The organism is Pedobacter sp. (assembly GCF_965249885.1).
In the GTDB taxonomy this organism is placed as follows: Bacteria; Bacteroidota; Bacteroidia; order Sphingobacteriales; family Sphingobacteriaceae; genus Pedobacter.
The window spans coordinates 3,454,334-3,477,004 of sequence record NZ_OZ252254.1; the positions used below are offsets into that span (position 1 = coordinate 3,454,334).

The following is a 22,671-nucleotide window of genomic DNA, read 5'->3' on the forward strand; positions in this document are numbered from 1 at the left end:
AAAATAAATCAACTAGCTGTTGCAATTTTAAAAATATCGCTTTATATTTGCACCTCTTATTAAAAACTCTAGTTAAGATATTATATAGTTATGAAAAGAACATTCCAACCTTCGCAAAGAAAGAGAAGAAACAAACATGGCTTCCGCGAAAGAATGGCTACAGCAAACGGTAGAAGAGTTTTAGCTTCTCGCCGTTCAAAAGGAAGAAAAAGATTGACAGTTTCTGACGAGCGTCGTCATAAAGCATAATTTTTGATTGCCACCGTTTAGGTGAAGGCAGATCAATTCACTTCTGCAGTTTAGCAATCAAAAAAATGAAAAAATTTTTTAAAGAAGAGCGTTTATGTAGCAAAAAGTCTTTGGACTTGCTATTCAAAAAAGGCTCTTCTTTTTTATTATATCCTTATAGGGCCACTTTTTTACTGGACGCCCAGCCGCATCAATTTCCTGCACAGGTAGTAATCAACGTTGCTAAAAAACGTTATAAGCGTGCTCATGATCGTAATTTGATCAAACGCCGTACTCGTGAGGCATATCGTTTGCAAAAACAATCCATGTTATACGAAAAACTGGAAGGTAACAATCAATTGCTGCTTTTAGGTTTGCAATATGTAGGAAAGGAAATTCATCCTTATGATTTTTTAGAAAAAAGACTTGGTCAGCTCTTCAAAAAGTTAATAACACAAATTGGCGATGAAAATAGTTAGGCAATTATTTTCTTGGTTGTTTCTAGGAATCATTAAACTTTATCAGTTATTGCTTTCTCCGTTGCTAGGAGCCAGTTGTAGGTATACGCCAACTTGCTCGCAATACGGGGTGGAGGCAATTAAAAAATATGGTCCGTTTAAAGGTGGTTGGTTAACACTCAAACGTATTGGTCGTTGTCACCCTTGGGGAGGACATGGGCATGATCCTGTGCCGTGATTAGGTGTCAGGTATTAGTGGTTAGGTATTAGTGGTTAGGTGTTAGGTGTTAGGGATTAGGTATCAGGTGTCAGTGATCAGGTATTTTAGTGGTCAGGTATTAGTGGTTAGGTATTAGGTATTAGTGGTTGGGTGCAATTTTATATTCAGTCAATTCCAATTAACAATTAACCGATTAACTAAATCAACAATTAACCATTAATAATTAACAATTAGCCAATATCCGATTAATCAATAATCAACGTATATTTGCGGCTAATGGGAACGATACTTCAGATAGAAACAGCAACTTCGGTTTGTTCGGTGGCCTTGTCAATAGATGGAAAAACTATTGCGATAAAAGAAGAGAAAGCGCAAAATATTCATGCTTCTAGCTTAACGTTATTTATTGAGGATGTGATGAAATCTGCCGGTATAAATTATGCCGATCTAGATGCCATTGCAGTAAGCAAAGGCCCAGGTTCTTATACTGGTTTGCGTATTGGGGTTTCAACAGCTAAAGGTTTATGCTTTGCTTTGGATAAGCCATTAATTGCCATTAATACTTTAAAGATGATGGCTAGTGGTTACCTGAGCCACCATCCAAATTTTGGTGGTTTAATTTGCCCAATGATTGACGCCCGCAGAATGGAGGTTTTTACCGCGGTATTTAGCCATGATTTGGCAGAGGTGCAACATACGCATGCAAAAATCATCGACGAAAAAAGTTTTGCTCTTGAGCTACAGAACCATTTTGTGGCTTTTATTGGTGATGGTGCCGAAAAATGTAAGCCAACACTCGATCATCCAAATGGACATTTCTATAACGAAAACTTTAATAGCGCCGCTTTAATGAGCGGATTGGCTCATGATGCTTTTCAATCAAAATCATTTGAAGATGTAGCTTATTTTGAGCCATTTTACTTAAAAGACTTTGTGTTAACTACGCCCAAAAAGAAAGTTTAATTGTTGGTTAGGAAGTTCTGGCAGGGAGCTACTATTTTTTCTTCTTAAAAATGCCAAATATCTTGCTGAAAAAACTTTTACGGTCTTTATCGTTAATTCCGGGCATCCAGCTCATGTTCATTGGATGTTCTACTACATAGCCTATTTTAAAGGCCATTCCCAAATAAATCGAACCTCGATTGTAGCCTGTTCCAGCATCCGCGTTATCTTGTATAATGTCTTTACTAGCGTAATAAGTTTGTATTAAATCATTAGTTCCTAAAAACATTTCAAAATTTGGGGTTTGATACATTCCTTGGGCGCCAAGTCTGAAGTTTTTATCCGTGTTGTAGCTTGGTGTAACGCTAAAAGAAATATTTCCAGATTTAATAGTGTTTACAAATGCAGCTTCACCAAACTTATTGAATATATTTTTAGTAACAATTAAATTAGGAGTGTATGGGCCAAATGTTTTGGAGATCAGGAAATCGGCTCTGCTGTTAATAGGCGTAACAAATCTTTTTTGATCTGTATTTTCTTTAGCTAGCCTTTCCAAGGTCCTTTGAAATTTTGCTTCGCTCTGCTCTCCCGGGTTGCCTGTTATTGGCACATTAGTTTTGTCAACATCAAAATATCCAGTGTAAGAATTTTTTCCCCATCTAATAAAGCCCAAATCTTTTATGTTCGCCATTAAAAAAATGCCCGATTTTGTAGTGTAAGTGGTACCCAAACTAATGGCAGCACCAAAGTTTTTAAATGGTAAGGCGTTTTTGAAATTGAAAACTCCATCTTCTGGATAGTTCAAACGATAGGTTGCAGCCATGGAAATATCCATCATATTGTTTGGACCATCAATGTTTACCGACGACCTATCTGCATTAAATTCGGCGTAGCCGATTCCACTCAATAAGCTTAGTTTGGTGCCCAGTGCCCAGCGTTTATTGTAATTTTCTCTATAATTGAAGCTAATTTGATGATAGGATTGTAATCGACCATTGTTGTTAAAAACATTAATTTTCGGTATGGTTACAAACTTGCTAAAGGTATCGTAAAACAGCCCTTTGCTTATATTCTCATCGTAGTCGATTGTGTTTTCAACTTTTATTTGCCATGAAAAACCCATCTCGCTATGGAATTTGTGGTACTTAAACAACCTTATGTTTACGAGATAAATGTTGATGTTTTCACGTACTGTTTGAGGGTTTTCAAATTTGCCTATCCTGCTTTGGCTATAATTTTTCGTAACCAAACGTCTAATCGCCTCGTTAGAGTTGCCTTTGTTTAAGCTGCTGATATCTAAATACGGGATTAAAAAATTGGATGCAAATTGTCTGGAAGAATCCAGTACAAAGGATTTCTGAGCTGGATTTTCAAAAGAGTCGAAAAGTGTTTTGGTGTTGAAAAGCGCATATTGCTGCGAATGGGCACTAAATGAACTAATGATCAAAATTAGTATAACAAGACGTGCTCTCATAAACGCTAAATTTAATATTTCAGGCTGTCTATTGTTTTTGTTGTTTGGTTTTTGAGTAGCAGTATGTTGCTCAAAAATTTGCCATTGTCCGCAGATAGCTGGTATCCAAAGGCATTGTAGTCCCTAACGCCATTTTTTGATTGATATTGTTTGTAGTAAGGTGCTTTTAAATTTTTACTGAAAATATCGATACTATTTGCCCTGTTGATATAAAAAGCGATAGTAGCCGAGTTGGATATTTGATCTTTAAAGTTGGTGTAATGGTCAGTAGAAACCAATAAGTGATTGTTGCGGTAACTGTTTAAAAAAACTTGTAAGGTGCTGGCGTAGTTAGCTACAATAAAATGATTGTCTATAACCGTATAAAAAGGTCTTTCAAATTTATTGAAAGGTTCCCCGAAAAAAATATCCAACAAATGAGGTTCCTTAAATATTCTGATTTCTGGAGCATATTCGGTGCTTAAATCTAACAAAAGTTGCGCTAGTTTGTCTCCATTTTTAATATCAATAACGCCTATTTTTTCGCCGCTTTTAAGTTGCAAAACTGCAAGCTGTTTGTTGAAATAAATAGGGAAGGTTTGCTCTATTTTAATGCGATATCTCTCATTTATTTCCTTAAGCTGTTTTTCTATCCCGCTATCTTTTTTGTCTTTCTTTTGAAGGTTTTTTAAACCCTCGCTCCATTTTAAATAGTCATTTATGGCGAACAACGTATAATTGGCCGTTTGCTCAGGAAAGCACTGGTCTATAGTAATTTTCTGCTCTTTCTGCTCTGTAAACAACTTGAAGAAATTTGTATCGCCGTTTAATTCCGTGTAGCCATTGAGTAAAAGCTGATCAGTGCCAAAATTGTAGCTTAATGCTGCGTAAGTATCTTGTTTGTTAAATATGCTGAGTTCACCAGTTAAAGTGGAATTAAGGATGTTTTTTAATAGCAATGGAAGCTGCTTATAATTGATATAAACGTTGGCAAGAGTGTTTTTTGCAAATCTGCTGTTGTTTTTTATATAATCAGCAAAGTCGTTTTCTGTGCTTTTGGATGTATTGATTTGTGCTATGCCATGTTTAGAATTAGAAACAAAAACAGATTGATTTTTGTAAGCGATATAACAAATGGCGGTGTCTCCAAACTTTACTTCATAATAATTGCTTTCTTTTTTAATATTAGCTTTAATGTTCTTTATGCTGTTTTCGTTAAAATCAGTTGTTGAAAGCTGTGCCGCTAATATAAAATCAACCGAGTTGTTTTGCCCGGGTAAAAAACCAATTATCACTTTTTTCCCTTCTATCCCTCCATTTACGCTGTTGTTGTCAACTATCGTTTCTTTTAACGCTTGAAGCAACTTACTTTTTTGTTCGCCCAACAGTTGACTAGTTACCTCTTGTTTACTCAATATATCATAAAACCCTTTGTCGTTTTCGAAAGTAAAAATTACAGGGGAGCTGTTGACTACGGCATAAAGTGCATGGTCGTTATTATTACTGTCTTGCATCAAATTGGAAAAATACAGATAGGCCATACCTGCTACGCCCAATATTAATAGTACAATGGTGATATAGATTTTTCTCATAACTAACTCATGCAAATTTAATTTAATTTTGCTATTACAGAGATTATGAAGCCATTTTGTTAATTTAGCGACATATATTGCCGCTTTACTATGAACAAAAGAATAATTTTAACTGCCGCTGTTTTCGGAGCCTTAGCTGTTGTTTTTGGGGCATTCGGGGCCCATGGTTTAAAAAGTCTACTTTCGCCCTATCAGTTAGATATTTGGCAAAAAGGAGTTGATTACCAATTTTACCATACATTTGCCATACTGTATTTATCTACTTTCGCTCGTTATAAGAACAAACTAATTGGTTTGTCGTTCTTGTTCTTTTGCCTCGGTATTTTTCTTTTTTCTGGTTCGCTGTATTTGTTGGCAGTCAAAGAAGCCCTCCAGTTAAGTTTTGCAAATTACTTAGGGCCAATAACCCCTATTGGAGGTGTGTGCTTTATTTTAGGATGGGTGTTTCTTTTTTTAGCCGCTTTTAGAGATAAATAATGCAGTTTTTGGCATCGGATTTTACGGAGAGGGAAACCTTGTTTGTTGAGGTAGTTTTGCCCTTGTCGTTGGCAATTAATTATACCTACAGAGTGCCTTTTGAATTGAACGAAGCTATTGCCGTAGGAAAACGGGTGGTAGTGCAGTTTGGTAAACATAAAATTTATACTGCCCTAGTAAAAAGTATTGGTAATAACCCTCCCAAACATTACGAAGCAAAATATATTATTGATGTAGTTGACGAATATCCAGTAGTTAACGCAAAACAATTTGAGTTTTGGGAATGGATTACCTCTTACTATTTGTGCAACGAAGGCGATGTAATGTCGGCAGCTTTGCCAACTGGTTTAAAACTTGCCAGTGAAACAATGCTTTTGTTAAGGGATGAGTTACCTAGCGAGTTACAGCTTAACGACAAAGAACAACTAATTTTTGAAGTGCTGCAAAAACAACATCGCATTAGTATTGATGAGGTAGCAGGTTTACTTGGCCAAAAAACGGTTTATCCACTGGTAAATTCGCTAATAGCTAAAGAGGTAATTGTTGCAGCTGAAGAGGTAGTTGATAAGTATAAGCCTTTGTTGAAATCTTTCATAAAGTTGAACGACTTTTATAAGGAAGATGAAAATTTAAGACAATTATTTGCACAACTAGAGAAGGCCCCAAAGCAGTTAGATGCACTTTTAGCTTATTTAAAGTTGAGTAAAGGAGCTGGGTTTATTTCCAAAGCGCAATTAATTGAAGAGAGTGGTAGTGGCCAATCAGCGTTTAAGAGCTTAGTGGATAAAGGCATTTTCGATTTAGAAACGCGATCTGTGAGTAGGTTGAATGATGACGGTGAAGTATTTGATGCTGATTTCAAATTGAGTGATCAGCAGCAATTAGCGCTAAGTCAGATCAAACAGCAGTTCAATGAAAAGGATGTGGTATTGTTGCACGGAGTAACAGCGTCGGGCAAAACTCAGCTCTACATTAAATTGATTGAAGAAGCAATTGCAAATGGTGGGCAGGTACTCTTTTTACTTCCTGAAATTGCCTTAACTACGCAAATTGTTGAAAGGCTTAAGTTTTATTTTGGAAACAAAATTGGTGTTTATCACTCCAAATTTAATGATAACGAGCGTGTTGAGATTTGGAATAAGGTGTCAAAAGGCGCTTATCAGATTGTTCTCGGTGCTCGTTCTGCGGTATTGTTGCCCTTTGTACAACTTAATTTAGTAGTAGTTGATGAGGAACATGAAAATTCTTACAAACAATACGATCCAGCGCCGCGTTACCAAGCGAGGGATGCGGCTATTTTTTTAGCGCATTTGCATAAAGCTAAAGTGGTACTGGGTTCGGCAACGCCATCGCTTGAAAGCTATTATAACGCAAAAACCGATAAGTATGGACTTGTTGAATTGAACCAACGTTTTGGCGGCGTTCAGCTCCCTTTACAGCAAGTGGTAAGTATTGCGGAGGAAACCAAGCGGAAAAAAATGACTTCGTATTTTACGAGTGTATTGGTAGATGATATTGTTGAAGCGCTAGAGAAAAAAGAGCAGATCATTCTTTTTCAAAACCGTAGGGGATATGCTACAATATTGCTGTGTGCTACCTGTGGTTATGCGCCCAAATGTGTTAATTGCGATGTAAGCTTAACCTATCACAAATCTAGCGGAAAACTGCATTGCCACTACTGCGGTTACTATCAGAGCAGCATTAATGTTTGCCCAGCTTGTGGTTCGGTTCATGTGGAGCAGAAAGGTTTCGGCACTGAACGCATTGAAGAGGAGCTGAGCTTGCTTTTTCCGGAAGCTAAAATTGCTCGATTAGATTTGGACAGCACCCGTTCTAAGAACGGAATGCAGCAGATCATTAGAGATTTTCAGGAAAAGAAAGCTGATATTCTTATCGGAACCCAAATGGTAGCCAAAGGTTTGGATTTTGAAAATGTGAGCCTGATTGGTGTAATCAACGCAGATACCTTACTGAATTATCCTGATTTTAGGGCTTTTGAAAGAAGCTATCAACTATTAGCGCAAGTTGCTGGTAGGGCAGGCCGCCGAGATAAACAAGGTAAGGTTTGTATCCAGGCATATGCCGATGACCATCGTATTATCCAGCAGGTGATTAACAACGATTACGAACAAATGTATGCCGATGAATTGGAGGAACGTCGTCAGTTTAATTATCCACCTTTCTCACGTTTGATTTTCATCAATGTAAAACATAAGGACGCTGATATACTCAACTTAGCTGCACAAACGCTAGCGGCTAACTTGCGGGGCCAACTGGGGAAACGTGTTTTAGGCCCTGAGCAACCTTTGGTGTCGCGGGTTAGAAATTACTACATCAAGCAGATCATTCTTAAAATTGAGCGTACTGCGGCCATCCAAAAAGTGAAAGGAGTGTTGGTAAGCACCATTAGGGATTTTAACTCGCAGAAGGACTTCAGAAGTGTGATTACACAAATCGACGTGGATCCATATTAGTTTTTACGAACAAGATGTAGTTGTAAGCCAACTGATATTGGATTCAGTAAGGCTTCAAATTTGTAGTATTTGGCAAAAGTTCTTGTTTCTGCAGCATCTCCCAAAACAGTTTCTTGTCTTTCATAAAAGTAAAAGAAATCTAAACTCGATTCAGTAAAAAAACTGACTTGTTTGGTCAAATTAATCTTTAAACCTAAAACAGGTGTAAAGGTTCCACCATTTTTGGATGTGTTTAGGGAATAAGGTTTTTTAACGCTGCTTGTATTTACTTGTTTTACTGTGCCTTTGAAACTTGTTGATCGAAATCCAAAATCACTAGCAAAATATGGCTGAAGTATTGAATAATTGAAGTTTTTTTCAAAGCCTAGTTTCGCACTGAAATCTGAAAGGTTGCCCAACGCAGATTCACAAGTTTCACACTGATTGTTGAATGAATAATCTCGCTTGTATAAATAATGACCGCTTATCCTGAAAGCCATTTGGTTATCGTTTAATTTAAGCATGCCTCCACTCAACCAAACATTGTTAAAATCATCTGTATTAGTTTGCTGTGCAATTTTAGGCAACTGCATTAAGCTGTAGCCCCTAATGCCAATACTGTAGTTATAGTTGCCATCAACTTGTGCAAATACACCAGTATTAATTAGTAATAATGCGATTATGAGTAAAAATCTATTCATGCAAACTTTGTTAATGTGGCAAAAATATAAAATATTTGATAGCATACCACTTTTAGTAGTATGCCAATATGTGTTTGTTGTAAAAATAATAACCAATGACATAGTTCAATAGCAAGTGTGTTAGTAATTTTTAGTAATTATGATTTGGTTGCATAGCTACTTTAAGCCTATTTTTGGCACAAATGGCTTATAAGTTTGTAGATAATTATCGCGAAAAAGGTGCAAGAAAAAAACTTGTAGAAACTTTAAAAGAAAGAGGCATCTCTGATGCTAAAGTGTTGAGGGCAATCGGTAAAGTGCCACGCCATTTTTTCTTTGATGAAACTTTTTGGAATCAGGCATATAGGGATATTGCTTTTCCAATTGGCGATGGACAAACCATCTCGCAGCCTTATACGGTAGCTTACCAAACCGAGCTTTTACATATACAAAAAGGCGATAAGGTTTTAGAGATTGGTACAGGATCAGGTTACCAAACCTGTGTTTTAATGGAGCTTGGTGCTGAAGTTTTTACCATCGAGCGTCAGGAGAATTTATATGCCAGAACTATTAAGGTATTGCCTGGAATGGGCTATCATGCGCATTTTTTTCTTGGCGATGGTTCTAAGGGAATCAGTGATCATGCGCCTTACGATAAAATTATAGTTACTGCCGGAGCTCCATTTGTACCTGAAATCCTATTAAAGCAACTAAAAATCGGTGGTATTTTAGTAATTCCGGTAGGAGATGAAAAATCACAAAAGATGATTACCGTAATTAGAGTAAGTGAGAACGAATATGATAGGATCGAACTAGATACGTTTAGGTTTGTTCCACTCGTTGGCGATCAAGCTTGGTAGTGTACAGGTGTTAGGGATCAGGAATTAGGTGTTAGTTTTAAGTTAAGTTTCTAGTAATGCCCTAAACCCTTTAATACTGACTACTGACCACTAAAGACTAACCACTAAAGACTAACCGCTGATCCCTAACCCCTAGCCCCTAATAGTTAAGGATATAACAAATACTTCTTCCTCATTTCTTTGTATTTACTTAGGCCCGGCTCCCAGCTGGCTCTAATTTCAGTTTCACTTTTGCCGTCTATAATTTGCTGCCTGAAATCGGCTACGCCAATTAATTTTTCAATTGTTCCCATTTCTTTGCTCAGCTTGGTGTTGAAAAAATCTTCCTTTTTAGGCGATTTCTGGTAGAGTTCCATCAGCCACTGGATGTTAATTTGACGGGTTTTCCTGAATACTGAAGTGTCGTAATTTCTAAGGTCGATTCCGTAACAAATCTCATCCTTAAATATCGGCGTTTCTGCCATTCCTTTGATGCCTATAGGTGTAAATGAGAAGTTGTATATGCCTTTGTAATAAGGAGCGCCCAGAACAGTAAAAGGGAATTTGGTGCCTCTGCCGTGGTTCACATAAACACCTTCAAATAAACAAGTGCTTGGGTAAAGCAAGATAGATTGAGGTGTGTTCAAGTTTGGAGAAGGACTCACCGGCAGCTCATAAGGCATATCGTGGTTGTAGTTGGCATTTTTGATGATGGTGATTTTGCACTTTAACTGATCTTTCAACCAGCCTTCGCCATTTAGCATTTGTGCATATTCGGCAACAGTTAAACCGTGTGCTACTGGAATAGGCTGCAATCCAATTCCTGATTTAAATTTGGGATCTAGGATTGGGCCGTCAATAACGAACCCATTGGGATTAGGTCTGTCAAATATCATTACCTCCTTACCATTAGCAGCACATGCCTCCATTACGTGTTGCAACGTATTAATGTAAGTGTAAAACCGTACGCCTACATCTTGTATATCAAAAATCATCACATCAATATCGGCTAGGTTTTCTTTGCTTGGCGTGCTTTGTTTGCCATATAATGATACCACTTTGATTCCCGTTTTCGTGTCTACTTCACTATCTACATGTACGCCCGCACTAGCGTTACCTCTAAATCCGTGTTCTGGTCCAAATATTTTTACTATTTTAACACCCAGTTTCAACAAACTGTCAACAGTAGTTGTTTTTCCGATTACAGACGTGGGATTTACAACCATGCCCACCCGTTTTCCTTTTAATAACGGAAGATACAAGGCTGTTTGTTCGGCACCTGTTTTAAAAGCTGTACTGGTTTGTTTTGAGATGACGGTTGTTTTTGTTTTTTGCATTTTTTTGCTGCTTTGTCCGCAGGCAGCAAAAGTGAAAACAACGACAAAAATTTTTAAAAATGCGATTGATTTGTTCATTATCGGGTTTTTTTGATATTAATGCGTTAATCTAATGTTGAATTAGCACTTTTGCTAAGTTACAATTTATTGCAAAAAGTTGAATGTAGAATATTTCATAGCTAGCCGAATCTCTTTAAAAGCTGAAAGAACCTTTTCAAAGCTGATTGTGCGGATTGCCATTATTGGTGTAATGCTGAGCTTATCGGTAATGATTTTGTCGTTGGCAATTATTAGAGGTTTCAAAACTGAAATACAAGATAAGGTTCGCGGTTTCGTTGGCGATATCCAGATTTACCGCTATGATTTGAACGGGTCTTTTGAGAAATCGCCATTTATACCTAGCGATACTACATTAAGAAATTTAAGAAGTAACAACAATATCAATTCTTTTTACCCTTTCGCAACTAAACCAGCCATTATTGTTGCCAATGGCGAAGTGGAGGGAGTTAATTATAAGGGAATTGACAAAACCTACGATTGGACCTACCTGCAAAAGCACTTAGTTGGTGGAAAAGTGATTGATTTTGCGGATAGCACAAAGGCGGCCCAGCAGCTATTGATCTCTGAATATATCGCCAAGAGACTAAAGCTTAAAGTAGGGGATAGCTTCGTTATGCATTTCGTTCAAAATCCTCCACGTAAGCGTAAACTTACTATTGTAGGAATTTATAATATCGGTATCGAAAATTTAGATAAGACTTTTGTTATTGGAGATCTTTCACTTATTAGGAGGCTGAATAATTGGCAAGCGCAAGAAACAGGAGGTATTGAAGTTAAAATTAAAGACTTTAAACAGTTAAGATCGGTTGCCGATGAAGTTTATGCAGGATTGGAATTAAAACTGCGCTCCAGGTCTGTAGAAGAAAGTACTCCAGAGATTTTTACGTGGCTTTCCTTACTTGATGTGAATACACAGGTTATCATAGCACTGATGCTTATAGTTGGCGTAATTAATATGATTACTGCTTTGCTTATCATGATTTTAGAACGTGCAAATATGATTGGCATGCTGAAAGCAATGGGGATGCGCAATTGGAGTATGATGAAGATTTTCCTTTACAATGCAACGTATTTGGTTGGCATTGGATTGGTGTTAGGAAACATTCTTGGCTTAGGAATTTGTTATTTTCAACAATACACGCACATATTTAAACTCCAACAAACTAATTACTATTTAGATTATGTTCCTATTGAGCTACATTTTTCAGATGTGCTATTGCTTAATTTAGCTACTTTGTTGATTTGTACTGTGGTGTTGATCTTACCTTCAATGCTGGTAAGTAGAATTAGTCCGTTAAAGGCCATTAGGTTTAAATAAAATTTCCCGGTCATTCTTTACATCCAACATGGTGTAAAGCTGCTATTTTGCCCCGGCATTTTGGGCCAAATTCTGCAGCACGCCAAATTTTAAATCGTAAGTGGAAAGCTTAATTTGCTTAATATTTAAAGCTTTAAGCACATAATCTGTTATCATCGTAGCCATAACAATCATGTCAACCCTCAACGGGATTAGGTTCGGAATTTGAGTACGTTCTAAATGATTGGACGCCATCAGCTGCGCCGCAAGTTCATGATATGCTGTTTTATCAATATTAGCTGTGGCAATGTGGTTGATGTTGAGCGTTGGTTGTAAAATGGAAGCATAGGTTTCAAAGGCTCCTGCTGACCCAATTAAAGTTTCAGCACCAAATTGCTTGCCGTAGGTAATCAATTCTTGCAAGGTATTTTCTAAATGAGCATTGATATTGGCTTGGTCGGCAGCTTGGATGGGGTCCGACTTGAAGAATTTTTGCATTAGTCTAGCTGCACCAATGTCAAAACTTCTTTTCCAATTTAAACCATTTTCATCACAAAAAATGAATTCGGTGCTTCCTCCGCCAATATCCATGATTAATGACTTTCCGTTTATTGCACCGCTATATTTCACAGCATCATAAATTAAATGAGCTTCTTCTTCGCCTCCAATCACGTCTATTTCTATTCCTGTATTTATTTTCACCTGTTGGATAAACGACTGGCCGTTTGAAGCGCTCCTTACACCAGAAGTGGCAACGGCACGCAATTGATCTACATCGTATTCAGCAAGCTTTGACTTGAAATCGGTTAAACAAGTAATGCCTCTTTCAAAAGCCGTTGGAATAATTTTATTTTCTTTGGTGATATCTTCACCCAATTTAACGGGCTGATTAGCTTTGTAAAGGATCTTCATCTCACCGTTTAGCGTTTCTGCAATGATAAGATGAAAAGTATTTGTGCCTAAATCAATGGCTGCAATTTTCATTAGCTTTTATTTATTTTGCGAACTAAATTTAGAATTTAGCCAACGTTGCAAGTTGGAGTATGCAATACCTTAAAGTTGCAAGAGTTAGCAATAAAGCACAATTCGTTTGCCTTTTGATGTAAAGCATTTGCTAGCTCTTTTTGCGCTGGATTATCAATGGTTACTACAGGTTGCAAATGTACTTCTATAAATCTACCGCTACCTTTTTCGTCAGTTTCTAAAGTGCCTGTCGCATTATCGGTATAAGTTAACACATTTATTTGATGTAAGCTGCACACGTAAAGATAAGACATCATGTGGCAGGACATTAAGCTGCTTAAAAGTAAATCTTCAGGGTTATGTAAACTGGGGTCGCCCTTAAAAGCTTTGGCCGCAGATACGTGTAAGTCTGACTTGCCCTCAAAACTAATTGTATGATTTTTTATGTGTGTTTTTTGGGAATCGGCTTTGTTTTGCCAATTCAGTATAGCTTTGAATAAGTGTTTTAATGGCATCCTTTTAAAATTTATTTCAACGCTGTTCTTCGAGGTTCTCAATCTGGAAAATTAGCTGAACGAAGATTTGAAGCGCTATCGCCAGCAAATGGCATAATTCTCTTATCCCGAACTCAAATTATTTTAACAATCAAAAGGAAATCATGTCACCATTCAAAGTTTTAATAATTATCCCGAAATCACGAGCGATTTACCTTTAATAAAAGCCTAAGATAGTATTAAAATAAATGGTAAGAAATAAACACATTGTGATGATAGACAAATTTGCTAGTGTACGCAATGCCCATTTTTGGTCTGACAAATCGTAGGTTAAGTTTTTGGAAATGGCTACTAAGGTTCCCATAATCAAGAACCAAACGGCAAAGAATAAGGAGGGTTTTCCTCTCACTATGGTGGTCGCTAAATCATGTATCAACCCACAGAAAATAAAGGTAAATACCAACGCAACTCCAACTGGTAATCGTTTTTTGAGTGGTTTGAATATCTTTGAACCTAAATAATATCCGAAAATTGGATTCCAGAAAGTCCAAAATGTAGCGAAGTTTTTAGCGCTAAGAGAGCGATAGAGATTGTTTCTAAGTGACTTTGGATGTCCTATTGGAACACCATTTCTCTTTTTTACGTAGTCGCCTAAGGTCATGCTGTGTTTTGGTGATTTGCTGAAGCTTTGATCCTAGTAAAGGATTGGTGTTGGTATGCAAAAGCTTTTGTTAAATAAACCTGACAAGAGCGGATACCGGCCTTGTGGCTAATGCCTGTGCAGTATGAGCGGTTGGCAGGACTGCAGGTTAGATAGTATTACTGTAAGTGCTTTTCTGAATCTTCTCTGCCTTCCGCATCTCTCCCCTAAATTGGAGAGAGACGCTTTTAGCAATGTCATAAAAATCTTTGGTCTTTGTTCCTTACTTTAATTATTATAAGTAAACCATTTGAACATTTCTTTGAACGTGGTTTTCTTTCCGTACATCAAAATACCAACGCGGTAAATACGTCCGGCAATCCATACGGTGGCAATAAAGCCACCAACTAGTACTGCCATGGATAAAGCTAACTCCCAAGCGGGAACGCCATACGGAATACGCACTACCATAGCAATTGGCGATGTAAATGGAATTACCGAAAGCCAAAAAGCGGTACTGCCATAAGGGTCGTTAGTCACTACGCTTAATGATAGGGCGTAACCTAACAACAAAGGCAACATCACCGGCATCATAAATTGCTGGGTTTCCGTTTCGCTATCTACTGCTGAGCCAATTGCGGCATAAAGTGCGCTGTAGAAGAGATATCCGCCAAGGAAGAAGAAAATAAATACGGCAACAATTTTAGTGACATCTAAACCCGCCAAACTTTTTTGAATATCGCCAATAGGTCCTACAGGTGCAGCGTTTACGGTAGTTTGTCCGCTGGTAATTTGACCTTGAGCTTGTGTAGATGCTGCAATTTCTTTTACCTGATCTTTACCTACAAATACGCTTACTGCTACGGTGCTGATGGTTAAAGTTAACACGATCCACAACATAAACTGTGTTAGTCCTACCAACGCAATTCCAATAATTTTGCCCATCATTAATTGAAAAGGTTTTACTGAAGAAATCATTACCTCGATAATACGGCTTGTTTTTTCTTCGATTACCCCACGCATAACTTGGATACCATACATCATGATGAACATGAACATGAGGATGCCGGCAGTAAAGGCGATAAACGTACTTGCGCCAGCGCTTGATTCTTCTTCAGCCCCTGTATCTGCTATTTTCTTGTTAGAAATATCTACTTCGGTTTTCAGTTTGTCCAAATCGCTTTGCGAAATACCCGACTGCTTCAATTTTTGGGTTTTGATCAGCTCTTCAATATCTCCAGAAATACGCTTGTTTAAAGACATGCCAGCTTGTTTAGCTCCAAAAAGCTCTACGCCTTTAGGTTGTTCCAAGCTAAATTCAGGCAAGTATAAAATATAGTCGTAATCCGATTTTTTTAGCGTTTTTTTGGCCTCATCCAAACTGGTGGTCAAATAAGTATAAGTGATGTTCTTATCTGTTTGCAGTTTTTCGGTAAGGGTTTTATTATTGCTAACCACAGCAACATTATTATGGGTATCCTTTATTCCTTTATAGGTGAAATAGCCCATTAAACCGTAAACTCCGGCGATAAGTAAAGGCGTTAAAAAAGTCATGATGATGAAACTTTTTTTCTTTACTCGAGATAAGTATTCCCTTTGGATAATCAGTAAAATTTTATTCATGGTTTTGCCCTTTCACTTTTTCAATAAATATATCGTTCATGGTTGGTATCACTTCATCTAAACGGTGAATATTCACGTGTGGAAGTAATTGTGCCAATGCTTCGTTTGCGGTTCTGTTATCCTTCAACTGCAATTTTGCTACAGTTTGGTTTTTAACTTTTTCGGTTTGCTTCACCTCGTAAATTTCATTGGAAGTGATAGGGTAGTCGCCCTCGAAATTAATCCAATAGGTATTGCTGCGGTAGCTTGCTTTGATGTCGTCCACAGCGCCATCTAAAATTTTATGTGATTTGTTGATGAGTGCAATATTATCGCAAAGTTCCTCAACACTTTCCATTCTGTGCGTGGAGAAAATAAAGGTTGCACCGTTTTTATTTAACTCCAAAATTTCCTGTTTAATGATGTCGGCATTCACTGGGTCGAACCCTGAAAATGGTTCATCGAGGATAATCAATTCCGGTTGGTGTAAAACAGTGGCTACGAACTGCACCTTTTGCTGCATCCCTTTGCTCAAATCTTCCACTTTTTTGTTCCACCAATCTTTCATCTCCAGCTTTTCAAACCAATATCTAATTCGTTTGGTTGCTTCAGCACTATGCAGTCCCTTTAATTTAGAAAGATAAAGCACCTGTTCACCGATTTCCATTTTTTTGTACAAGCCGCGTTCTTCCGGCAGGTAGCCAATTTGAGAAATATGTTTAGGACTTAGTCGTTCGCCGTTAAAAAATACTTCGCCGCTATCAGGCGCTGTAATTTGCGTAATAATCCTAATGAGGGAAGTTTTACCGGCACCATTTGGGCCCAATAAACCAAAGATTTTTCCTTTCTCTACTTCCAAGCTCACATCATCTAAGGCTCGGTGGGTAGCATACTGTTTTACAATATTTTTTGCGCTTAACATATGTGTTGTTTAGTTTCTGTTAATTAGATGTCAAAAATGCTATTTTGTTACTTAAAAAGGCTATTTGCAGAAATATATTTTTTTGTTTGAATCCAATAAGTTATTAAATTCGTTTATATAACAAAATAGTTACAAATAATTTGTTGATCTCCTTGATTGTCGATACATCTTGCAATTTTATCGATGTTCATTTTAATTTTTGATTCACACGAAACTACCTTAATCATTAAACTTTAAAATCATGGATAGAAAAGAATTTTTATCACTAATGGGAGCAAGCGCAGCAACTATTATGTTTGCTGGTTGTTTAGCTGGTTGCAAAAAAAGCAGTGATTCCTCCTCAACCGATGGGCCTTCAAATGTTGATTTCACCCTTGATCTAAGCCAGTCTGCGTATACTGCGCTCAATAACAATGGTGGCTACGTATATTATGGAGGCGTCATTGTAGCACGAACCTCCACTGGCAATTTCGTTGCGGTATCGCAAACCTGTACCCACGAAAGTTATAATGTAGTTTTCCAATCAGCCAATAACAGGTTTTACTGTGCCAATCATGGCGCCACATTTTCAACTGCTGGTGCGGTAACTAATGGACCGGCAAGCAAAGCTTTGAAACAATACAATACCGCCTTAACAGGAACTAGTTTACGCGTTTACTCTTAATTAATAGTTATTATGAAACTTCTTTTGAGTTTTTTACTGATCATTGGTCTTGCTCCAGTGGCAAAATGGCAAACCGATTTAGATGTGGCAAAGCAAAATGCCAAGCTGGAGAATAAGTTGATACTGGTGAATTTTGCGGGTTCTGATTGGTGCGGCCCTTGTATCAGGTTAAAGGAAGAAGTTTTTGATACACAGGCGTTCGTAGCTTATGCCGATAAAAATTTGGTTTTGCTTAGGGCGGATTTTCCTAGGTTAAAGAAAAATAAATTGCCTGCAGATCAAGTGAAAAAAAATGAAGAGTTGGCAGATGTTTACAATAAAGACGGTCAGTTTCCTTTAACGGTTTTAATTGACGCTAATGGAAAAGTAGTTAAAAAATGGGTTGGTTTTCAGGAGCAAGGTGTAGATAAATTTATTGCCGAAATAAACGATGCTGTTAAAGGAAAGTAAATTGGGTACACAGTATAAAGTGCACACCGAGGTAGTAAAATTGATGGGAAACCGTTTTGAATTTACTGCTGCAAGTGTACCTGAAGCTGTTGCCGAGGTAGGTATCGCAAAAGCTATTGCCGAAGTGCAGCGAATTGAGCGCCTGTTTACTACGTTTAGCGCTGATAGCCAAGTGAACCAAATTAATGCTAACGCTGGTGTAAAACCTGTGAAAGTGGATGTTGAGGTTTTGGCGCTGATACAACGCTCCTTACGCATAGCTGAACTTACTGATGGTGCCTTTGACATCACTTACGGAGGTTTAGACAAGAACCTTTGGAATTTTAATCAGCAGATGACCCGACTGCCAGATAAGGAAACGGCGAAAAGTGCTGTAGCTAATATCAACTATCGTAACGTAATTATAAATGAGGCCGATAGCACTGTTTATCTTAAAAATGAAGGCATGCGCATTGGATTTGGTGGCATTGGCAAGGGTTATGCGGCCGACAGGGCAAAGGCAGTGATGTTGGCTAATGGTATTAATAACGGAATCATTAACGCTGCCGGCGATTTAATTACTTGGGGCACACAACCTACTGGAAAATCATGGACAGCGGGGATAGCTGATCCTTTTTTTAAAGATAAACCTTTTTCATGGTTGGATATTAGCAATATGGCAATTGCGACCTCTGGAACTTATGAAAAATTTGCCATGATTGATGGTAAGAAATATTCGCATACCATTGATCCAAAAACAGGTTACCCAACAAGCGGCATTGCCAGCGTAACTTTGATTTGCCCCATTGCCGAACTAGCCGATGCAATGACCACTCCCGTAATGGTGATGGGCGTTGAGGTAGGCTTAAATTTAATCAACCAAATGAAAAATATGGCCTGTATCATTATCGATGAGCAGGGAAAAATACACACCAGCAAAAATATTTCACTCAGATGAAAAAACTATCTATCATTGCTGCTATCTCTCTATTGGGGATGGCGCTAACTAGCTGCTCAGCAGTTAAATCCTATCAAAAGGCGAAACTTAACGATGCTGATATGGAGCTTTCGGCCAGACAGGCACAAAAATTCGAACAAAATTTCCAACTTTATCGCGAAGGTTCTTCTGGTGCCAATGGAGGAAAAAGCGGTGGTGGTTGTGGTTGTAACTAAACAAATTTACTGACATGAAAAAGTTTATCCCATTGGTGGTTGTGGCCATGCATTTTGCACTGGCTGCAAGTTTTGCGCAAACAAAGGTTGATACCTCCGCTTATCGTTCAAGAAAGTTAAAAGTAGATGAAGTAAATTTAGTATCGGGTTATTACCAGCAAGATGGCAACAATTCTGCGGTGACTGGTGGGATAGGTACAGAGCATCTGACCGATTTAGCTAATACCATCAATATTAAGCTTTCCCGCTACAGCAGAAATCCTAACATCAAGCATCATTTTGGTTTTGAATTAGGTGTGGATACTTATACTTCTGCATCTTCTGATAAAATAGATCCTACTACTATTTCGTCTGCATCTTCTTCTGATGTGAGAATTTACCCATCGCTTTCTTGGGGCATTGAAAATGAAGCGAAAAGAACTAGGTTTGACATTACTGCATCTGCATCGACAGAATATGATTATCAATCGTTCGGTGGTGCCATCGGTTTTACCAAAAGTTCTGCAGATAAAAATTTGGAGTTTAACATCAAAGCACAAGCTTTTTTAGATACTTGGAAAGTGATTTTGCCTATTGAATTGCGAAATTCTCCACAGGATAATCATCAAAGTAGCCCCAGGAATTCGTTCAGTGTTTTTATGTCATTGAGTAAAATCATCAGTAAGAATTTTCAAATGGTATTTGCCACGGAACCGGGGTATCAAGAGGGGCTTTTAGCTACAAAGTACCAGCGAGTTTATTTTACGGATAATACGCTTAAATCTGAAAATTTGCCCGGTAGTCGATATAAGTTACCGATTAGTGTGAGAGCCAATTATTTCTTTGGCGACAAGTTTATAGTGCGTTCATTCTATCGTTTTTACACCGATAATTGGGGCATTCGTGGACATAGCGCAGAACTTGAATTGCCGATAAAAATTACACCATTTTTCTCGCTTAGTCCATTTTACAGGTTTTATGCGCAAAATCAATCGCAGTATTTTGCTCCATTTAGGCAGCATACTTTAGCGCAAACTTATTTTACAAGTGATTACGATCTATCGAAATTTGATAGCAACTTTTTTGGAGCGGGCTTAAGGTTTGCTCCGCCCAAAGGACTTTTCAATGTCAGCAGAATTAAAACAGCTGAAATTAGGTACGGTTACTACAAACGAACCAACGGCTTAAATGCCAATATCTTAAGTTTAGCGGTTGGCTTTAAGTAATCATAAAGCGCCTGAGATAGCGCATAGCTTTTTCAGGTGCTTTTATTTGCTATTTTTTACCAAACAATCTCTTAAAATAATCAATCACCGAAGTTTTTTGCTTCTTTGGATTTTCGGGTCCAATTAAAAAACCGTAAGGCTGTAAATTAGGATGATAATCACAGATGATTTTTACCATTCCTATTAATGGTATGGCGAGTATCATGCCGGCAATTCCCCAAATCATCTCCCCTAAAACAATAGCCATAATGGTAAACAGCGGGTTGATATTTACTTGTTCGCCAACTACCAAAGGCTCCAAAATGTAGGTTTGGATGAATTGAACCACAAAATAAGTGAGCAGTACCCAAATAATTTTATCGTTGCCATTTCCTTGTGCTATTACTGCCAAAACGGTAATGCTCGTCCCGGTTAAATTGCCCACAAAGGGGATGATTTCGAGCAAGCCGCAAAGCACTGCGAAGAAAATTGCATTTTCTACACCAACTAGGCTAAATCCAATGCCATAAAGCACCCACAATAAACCAATCATTGCTGCTAATCCGCTCAGGTATTTTTGTGAAACCTTTCCTGCCTTATGTACTACCAAATCGGTTTCTGCTTTTTCATCTCTAGCTACTAATTTTAGGATGAATTTTTTAATGTGCGTCCTGTAAAGTAAGAACAAATACATATACACCAAAACCAGCACTGTATTTACCGCTAGGCTCATCACTGAAGAAGCAAATACAAGCAGCATACTTCCTGCACTGTCTCCTTGTCCGCTGATGATTTCCTTTTGTTGTTTCTTGTCGATGCCTACCGTTTGATTGATCCAATCCCTCAAATTATTGAATAAAGCATAAAGCCTCGATTTCATTTCATCAATGTTTTCGGCCAAACTTGAAAGTTGTATGGAAAGTAATAAGGCTATTAAGGCAATGCAAAACACAAAAATTAACATGCAAAGTAAAGCCGACACTCCCCGGCTGATCTTTTTGCTTTCGAAATAGTTGCATAACCTGATAAAAAGCATTGCCAGCACCGCCGATAATACCACAGGAATTAGAAACGGACCTGCAAAGTAGAGGCCAGCAAAGCCAAATGAAAATAGCAGTAGTACGTAAACGCTTTGTTGAAGTTTTTCCATCAGCAACATAAACATCTAAATTGGCAATAATGTTCTAGCTGTGATGATGGATCAGTTCTTTTAGCTCTTTGGCGTTTTGGATAGCGCTTGATCCCCAAGTGTTGTTAAAATAGATGAATACTTGATCGCTGGTAGGTGGTATTTGTTCCACAACTTTTTCGAGTTCAGCGGTGGTGTATTTGCTTTTGTAAAGTACTGGGTTGCCATGGAAACGGTAATAAACGGTTTGAAGGTTGGCCACTACATCAATGGGCAGGTTTTTAGGGTGATCTTGCCCTGAAAATACAATTCCAGCTTTTGTAAGCTGCTGATAGATATTGGCATCCCACCAGGATGGATGCCTAAACTCTACTACAGGTTGTGGAATTTGATGAAGTAGGTTGAGCAGTAATTCCAAGCGTTCTTCGGTATAACTGAATAGTGGCGGAAATTGAAATAGGATGCAGGCCAATTTTTCTTTAATGGCATTATTGCTAATCTCTACGAATCGATTTAAATCGTCGGTACAATTTTTTAATTGCCGGTAATGAGTAATTAGCCTTGGTGCTTTTAGCGTAAATAGAAAATCATCCGGACTATCATTGTACCATTTGCTCAATGATTTTTCCGTTGGCATTTTGTAAAAGGTAGCGTTGATTTCTATCGTATTAAAATTCTCGCAGTAAAACTTGAACCAATCTTTCTGCGGCAATCCGGTTGGATAGAATATTTCCTTCCATTCTCTGTAGTAAAATCCAGAACATCCAATACGCCATTTCATGCTATTTTAACAGTTTGTTAGTTGAATTGTTTATTGGTTCGCTGGTTCATTCTACTTTAAGAGGATATTTTTTAATTACGCCTTCCATTTGTAGCGATATCTACTTTGCTAACGTATAGGTACTATACTTAAAGAAGATTTATGAAGAAGTTTTTATTTGCCCTAAGCTTTATTTTTGCAGTTAATTTAGCCTGTAAAAAGATTGATGATCCCAATCCGATATGCGCCTGTTCGCCGGTGCAGCTGCCAACCTTAACCTTAGTATTGAAAGATGCTAATCAATCCGACTTATTAAATCCCAACAATCAGGGGGCTTATTTAGCTAAGGATATTAAACTCTTTTATTCAGATGCTACTCAAGTGGAGAAGAATGTGAATTTCTATTTAAGAGCACCATTTTCTTACGGTAACCAAATGTTTAACTTTTATCAATTGCATTCTTCGGATATTTTAAAAATAGCTGCTGAAAACGATCAACAACTTTTCACGTTGCAGGTAGGTGCGAAGCAATTAAAGTTAAAAATAACGTTAGATGAAAAATTGAAATATAAGGTACAGCAATTAGCGGTAGATCATGCTGCTGCTACAGCTGAAACAGGCGAAATAAGTGCTTTTGTGCCAAACCTGTTCTATCTAAGCGTACAATAAAAAAGG

General features: G+C 37.8%; 25 protein-coding genes. 14 read left to right on the top strand and 11 right to left on the bottom strand.

Annotation, left to right across the window (positions count from 1 at the left end):
• The first annotated feature begins 90 nt into the window (after window positions 1-90).
• The 4 genes from rpmH (at window position 91) to tsaB (ending at window position 1,869) form a co-directional block, all read left to right on the top strand.
• A complete protein-coding gene (gene rpmH, locus ACY2A0_RS14725) occupies window positions 91-249 on the top strand; it encodes a 50S ribosomal protein L34 (protein WP_113635860.1) in 159 nt (52 codons plus the stop codon).
• A 65-nt stretch (window positions 250-314) separates the two neighbouring features.
• On the top strand, window positions 315-707 hold the full coding sequence (locus tag ACY2A0_RS14730) for a ribonuclease P protein component (protein WP_461790230.1): 393 nt from the start codon (window positions 315-317) through the stop codon (window positions 705-707).
• The gene (gene yidD, locus ACY2A0_RS14735; protein ID WP_461790231.1) at window positions 694-924 is read left to right on the top strand and encodes a membrane protein insertion efficiency factor YidD; all 231 of its coding nucleotides are present in this window, start codon (window positions 694-696) and stop codon (window positions 922-924) included. Before ACY2A0_RS14730 ends, yidD begins: the two co-directional genes overlap by 14 nt.
• Before the next feature lie 258 nt (window positions 925-1,182).
• Window positions 1,183-1,869: a tRNA (adenosine(37)-N6)-threonylcarbamoyltransferase complex dimerization subunit type 1 TsaB gene (gene tsaB / locus ACY2A0_RS14740; protein WP_461790232.1), complete on the top strand. Its 687-nt coding sequence runs from the start codon at window positions 1,183-1,185 to the stop codon at window positions 1,867-1,869.
• 31 nt (window positions 1,870-1,900) lie between these two features.
• On the opposite strand, the gene ACY2A0_RS14745 is transcribed toward tsaB, so the two are convergent.
• Entirely contained in the window at window positions 1,901-3,322 is a 1,422-nt protein-coding gene (locus ACY2A0_RS14745) for a DUF5723 family protein (protein WP_461790233.1), read from the bottom strand.
• Window positions 3,323-3,333: 11 nt separating this feature from the next.
• Window positions 3,334-4,893, bottom strand: a complete 1,560-nt coding sequence (locus tag ACY2A0_RS14750; protein WP_461790234.1) for a hypothetical protein — start codon at window positions 4,891-4,893, stop codon at window positions 3,334-3,336.
• A 90-nt stretch (window positions 4,894-4,983) separates the two neighbouring features.
• On the opposite strand from ACY2A0_RS14750, the gene ACY2A0_RS14755 reads away from it, so the two are divergent.
• On the top strand, window positions 4,984-5,370 hold the full coding sequence (locus ACY2A0_RS14755) for a DUF423 domain-containing protein (RefSeq protein ID WP_461790235.1): 387 nt from the start codon (window positions 4,984-4,986) through the stop codon (window positions 5,368-5,370).
• Window positions 5,370-7,844: a replication restart helicase PriA gene (gene priA, locus ACY2A0_RS14760; RefSeq protein WP_461790236.1), complete on the top strand. Its 2,475-nt coding sequence runs from the start codon at window positions 5,370-5,372 to the stop codon at window positions 7,842-7,844. The genes ACY2A0_RS14755 and priA overlap by 1 nt, the downstream gene beginning before the upstream one ends.
• On the opposite strand, the gene ACY2A0_RS14765 is transcribed toward priA, so the two are convergent.
• Window positions 7,841-8,524: a hypothetical protein gene (locus tag ACY2A0_RS14765; RefSeq protein ID WP_461791589.1), complete on the bottom strand. Its 684-nt coding sequence runs from the start codon at window positions 8,522-8,524 to the stop codon at window positions 7,841-7,843. The genes priA and ACY2A0_RS14765 overlap by 4 nt on opposite strands.
• 182 nt (window positions 8,525-8,706) lie before the next feature.
• Between ACY2A0_RS14765 and ACY2A0_RS14770 the strand changes: the two genes are divergently transcribed.
• Entirely contained in the window at window positions 8,707-9,363 is a 657-nt protein-coding gene (locus ACY2A0_RS14770; RefSeq protein WP_461790238.1) for a protein-L-isoaspartate(D-aspartate) O-methyltransferase, read from the top strand.
• A 146-nt stretch (window positions 9,364-9,509) separates the two neighbouring features.
• Here the strand turns inward: ACY2A0_RS14770 and ACY2A0_RS14775 are convergent, their stop codons facing one another.
• Window positions 9,510-10,679 (bottom strand): exo-beta-N-acetylmuramidase NamZ family protein, encoded by a 1,170-nt coding sequence (locus tag ACY2A0_RS14775; protein ID WP_461791066.1) that lies wholly within the window; start codon window positions 10,677-10,679, stop codon window positions 9,510-9,512.
• A gap of 157 nt (window positions 10,680-10,836) precedes the next feature.
• On the opposite strand from ACY2A0_RS14775, the gene ACY2A0_RS14780 reads away from it, so the two are divergent.
• Entirely contained in the window at window positions 10,837-12,057 is a 1,221-nt protein-coding gene (locus tag ACY2A0_RS14780; RefSeq protein ID WP_461790239.1) for an ABC transporter permease, read from the top strand.
• A gap of 42 nt (window positions 12,058-12,099) precedes the next feature.
• Here the strand turns inward: ACY2A0_RS14780 and ACY2A0_RS14785 are convergent, their stop codons facing one another.
• The 5 genes from ACY2A0_RS14785 to ACY2A0_RS14805 all read right to left on the bottom strand — a co-directional run bounded on the left by ACY2A0_RS14785 (window position 12,100) and on the right by ACY2A0_RS14805 (window position 16,657).
• On the bottom strand, window positions 12,100-13,020 hold the full coding sequence (locus ACY2A0_RS14785) for a Ppx/GppA phosphatase family protein (RefSeq protein WP_461790240.1): 921 nt from the start codon (window positions 13,018-13,020) through the stop codon (window positions 12,100-12,102).
• Window positions 13,021-13,055: 35 nt separating this feature from the next.
• Window positions 13,056-13,514 (bottom strand): OsmC family protein, encoded by a 459-nt coding sequence (locus ACY2A0_RS14790; RefSeq protein WP_461790241.1) that lies wholly within the window; start codon window positions 13,512-13,514, stop codon window positions 13,056-13,058.
• Between the two features lie 196 nt (window positions 13,515-13,710).
• Window positions 13,711-14,154, bottom strand: coding sequence for a hypothetical protein (locus ACY2A0_RS14795; protein WP_461790242.1), 444 nt, complete (start codon window positions 14,152-14,154; stop codon window positions 13,711-13,713).
• 267 nt (window positions 14,155-14,421) lie between these two features.
• Window positions 14,422-15,756 (bottom strand): ABC transporter permease, encoded by a 1,335-nt coding sequence (locus tag ACY2A0_RS14800; RefSeq protein WP_461790243.1) that lies wholly within the window; start codon window positions 15,754-15,756, stop codon window positions 14,422-14,424.
• Window positions 15,749-16,657 (bottom strand): ABC transporter ATP-binding protein, encoded by a 909-nt coding sequence (locus ACY2A0_RS14805; RefSeq protein ID WP_461790244.1) that lies wholly within the window; start codon window positions 16,655-16,657, stop codon window positions 15,749-15,751. Before ACY2A0_RS14805 ends, ACY2A0_RS14800 begins: the two co-directional genes overlap by 8 nt.
• 241 nt (window positions 16,658-16,898) lie before the next feature.
• On the opposite strand from ACY2A0_RS14805, the gene ACY2A0_RS14810 reads away from it, so the two are divergent.
• Genes ACY2A0_RS14810 through ACY2A0_RS14830 form a run of 5 tightly spaced genes read left to right on the top strand, consistent with a single transcriptional unit; the run spans window position 16,899 to window position 20,128 of the window.
• Window positions 16,899-17,321: a QcrA and Rieske domain-containing protein gene (locus ACY2A0_RS14810; protein ID WP_461790245.1), complete on the top strand. Its 423-nt coding sequence runs from the start codon at window positions 16,899-16,901 to the stop codon at window positions 17,319-17,321.
• 12 nt (window positions 17,322-17,333) lie between these two features.
• Entirely contained in the window at window positions 17,334-17,771 is a 438-nt protein-coding gene (locus tag ACY2A0_RS14815; protein ID WP_461790246.1) for a thioredoxin family protein, read from the top strand.
• Window positions 17,752-18,708: an FAD:protein FMN transferase gene (locus tag ACY2A0_RS14820; RefSeq protein ID WP_461790247.1), complete on the top strand. Its 957-nt coding sequence runs from the start codon at window positions 17,752-17,754 to the stop codon at window positions 18,706-18,708. Before ACY2A0_RS14815 ends, ACY2A0_RS14820 begins: the two co-directional genes overlap by 20 nt.
• A complete protein-coding gene (locus ACY2A0_RS14825; protein WP_113635880.1) occupies window positions 18,705-18,923 on the top strand; it encodes a DUF4266 domain-containing protein in 219 nt (72 codons plus the stop codon). The genes ACY2A0_RS14820 and ACY2A0_RS14825 overlap by 4 nt, the downstream gene beginning before the upstream one ends.
• Before the next feature lie 14 nt (window positions 18,924-18,937).
• Entirely contained in the window at window positions 18,938-20,128 is a 1,191-nt protein-coding gene (locus tag ACY2A0_RS14830; RefSeq protein ID WP_461791590.1) for a DUF3570 domain-containing protein, read from the top strand.
• Between the two features lie 49 nt (window positions 20,129-20,177).
• On the opposite strand, the gene ACY2A0_RS14835 is transcribed toward ACY2A0_RS14830, so the two are convergent.
• Together ACY2A0_RS14835 and ACY2A0_RS14840 are read right to left on the bottom strand one after the other, a co-directional pair.
• On the bottom strand, window positions 20,178-21,257 hold the full coding sequence (locus tag ACY2A0_RS14835; RefSeq protein WP_461790249.1) for an AI-2E family transporter: 1,080 nt from the start codon (window positions 21,255-21,257) through the stop codon (window positions 20,178-20,180).
• A gap of 34 nt (window positions 21,258-21,291) precedes the next feature.
• Complete coding sequence (locus ACY2A0_RS14840; protein ID WP_461790250.1) at window positions 21,292-22,017, bottom strand: DUF72 domain-containing protein; 726 nt, start codon at window positions 22,015-22,017, stop codon at window positions 21,292-21,294.
• A gap of 141 nt (window positions 22,018-22,158) precedes the next feature.
• Between ACY2A0_RS14840 and ACY2A0_RS14845 the strand changes: the two genes are divergently transcribed.
• A complete protein-coding gene (locus ACY2A0_RS14845) occupies window positions 22,159-22,665 on the top strand; it encodes a hypothetical protein (RefSeq protein WP_461790251.1) in 507 nt (168 codons plus the stop codon).
• The last annotated feature ends 6 nt before the right edge of the window (window positions 22,666-22,671 follow it).

Coding starts and splice junctions, on each gene's coding strand:
- ACY2A0_RS14730 (WP_461790230.1), top strand. CDS start 315: ATGAAAAAATTTTTTAAAGAAGAGCGTTTATGTAGCAAAAAGTCTTTG.
- ACY2A0_RS14785 (WP_461790240.1), bottom strand. CDS start 13,020: ATGAAAATTGCAGCCATTGATTTAGGCACAAATACTTTTCATCTTATC.
- ACY2A0_RS14810 (WP_461790245.1), top strand. CDS start 16,899: ATGGATAGAAAAGAATTTTTATCACTAATGGGAGCAAGCGCAGCAACT.
- ACY2A0_RS14750 (WP_461790234.1), bottom strand. CDS start 4,893: ATGAGAAAAATCTATATCACCATTGTACTATTAATATTGGGCGTAGCA.
- ACY2A0_RS14825 (WP_113635880.1), top strand. CDS start 18,705: ATGAAAAAACTATCTATCATTGCTGCTATCTCTCTATTGGGGATGGCG.
- ACY2A0_RS14830 (WP_461791590.1), top strand. CDS start 18,938: ATGAAAAAGTTTATCCCATTGGTGGTTGTGGCCATGCATTTTGCACTG.
- tsaB (WP_461790232.1), top strand. CDS start 1,183: ATGGGAACGATACTTCAGATAGAAACAGCAACTTCGGTTTGTTCGGTG.
- rpmH (WP_113635860.1), top strand. CDS start 91: ATGAAAAGAACATTCCAACCTTCGCAAAGAAAGAGAAGAAACAAACAT.
- priA (WP_461790236.1), top strand. CDS start 5,370: ATGCAGTTTTTGGCATCGGATTTTACGGAGAGGGAAACCTTGTTTGTT.
- ACY2A0_RS14745 (WP_461790233.1), bottom strand. CDS start 3,322: ATGAGAGCACGTCTTGTTATACTAATTTTGATCATTAGTTCATTTAGT.
- ACY2A0_RS14800 (WP_461790243.1), bottom strand. CDS start 15,756: ATGAATAAAATTTTACTGATTATCCAAAGGGAATACTTATCTCGAGTA.
- ACY2A0_RS14835 (WP_461790249.1), bottom strand. CDS start 21,257: ATGGAAAAACTTCAACAAAGCGTTTACGTACTACTGCTATTTTCATTT.
- ACY2A0_RS14795 (WP_461790242.1), bottom strand. CDS start 14,154: ATGACCTTAGGCGACTACGTAAAAAAGAGAAATGGTGTTCCAATAGGA.
- yidD (WP_461790231.1), top strand. CDS start 694: ATGAAAATAGTTAGGCAATTATTTTCTTGGTTGTTTCTAGGAATCATT.
- ACY2A0_RS14820 (WP_461790247.1), top strand. CDS start 17,752: ATGCTGTTAAAGGAAAGTAAATTGGGTACACAGTATAAAGTGCACACC.
- ACY2A0_RS14755 (WP_461790235.1), top strand. CDS start 4,984: ATGAACAAAAGAATAATTTTAACTGCCGCTGTTTTCGGAGCCTTAGCT.
- ACY2A0_RS14815 (WP_461790246.1), top strand. CDS start 17,334: ATGAAACTTCTTTTGAGTTTTTTACTGATCATTGGTCTTGCTCCAGTG.
- ACY2A0_RS14840 (WP_461790250.1), bottom strand. CDS start 22,017: ATGAAATGGCGTATTGGATGTTCTGGATTTTACTACAGAGAATGGAAG.
- ACY2A0_RS14805 (WP_461790244.1), bottom strand. CDS start 16,657: ATGTTAAGCGCAAAAAATATTGTAAAACAGTATGCTACCCACCGAGCC.
- ACY2A0_RS14845 (WP_461790251.1), top strand. CDS start 22,159: ATGAAGAAGTTTTTATTTGCCCTAAGCTTTATTTTTGCAGTTAATTTA.
- ACY2A0_RS14770 (WP_461790238.1), top strand. CDS start 8,707: ATGGCTTATAAGTTTGTAGATAATTATCGCGAAAAAGGTGCAAGAAAA.
- ACY2A0_RS14790 (WP_461790241.1), bottom strand. CDS start 13,514: ATGCCATTAAAACACTTATTCAAAGCTATACTGAATTGGCAAAACAAA.
- ACY2A0_RS14775 (WP_461791066.1), bottom strand. CDS start 10,679: ATGCAAAAAACAAAAACAACCGTCATCTCAAAACAAACCAGTACAGCT.
- ACY2A0_RS14765 (WP_461791589.1), bottom strand. CDS start 8,524: ATGAATAGATTTTTACTCATAATCGCATTATTACTAATTAATACTGGT.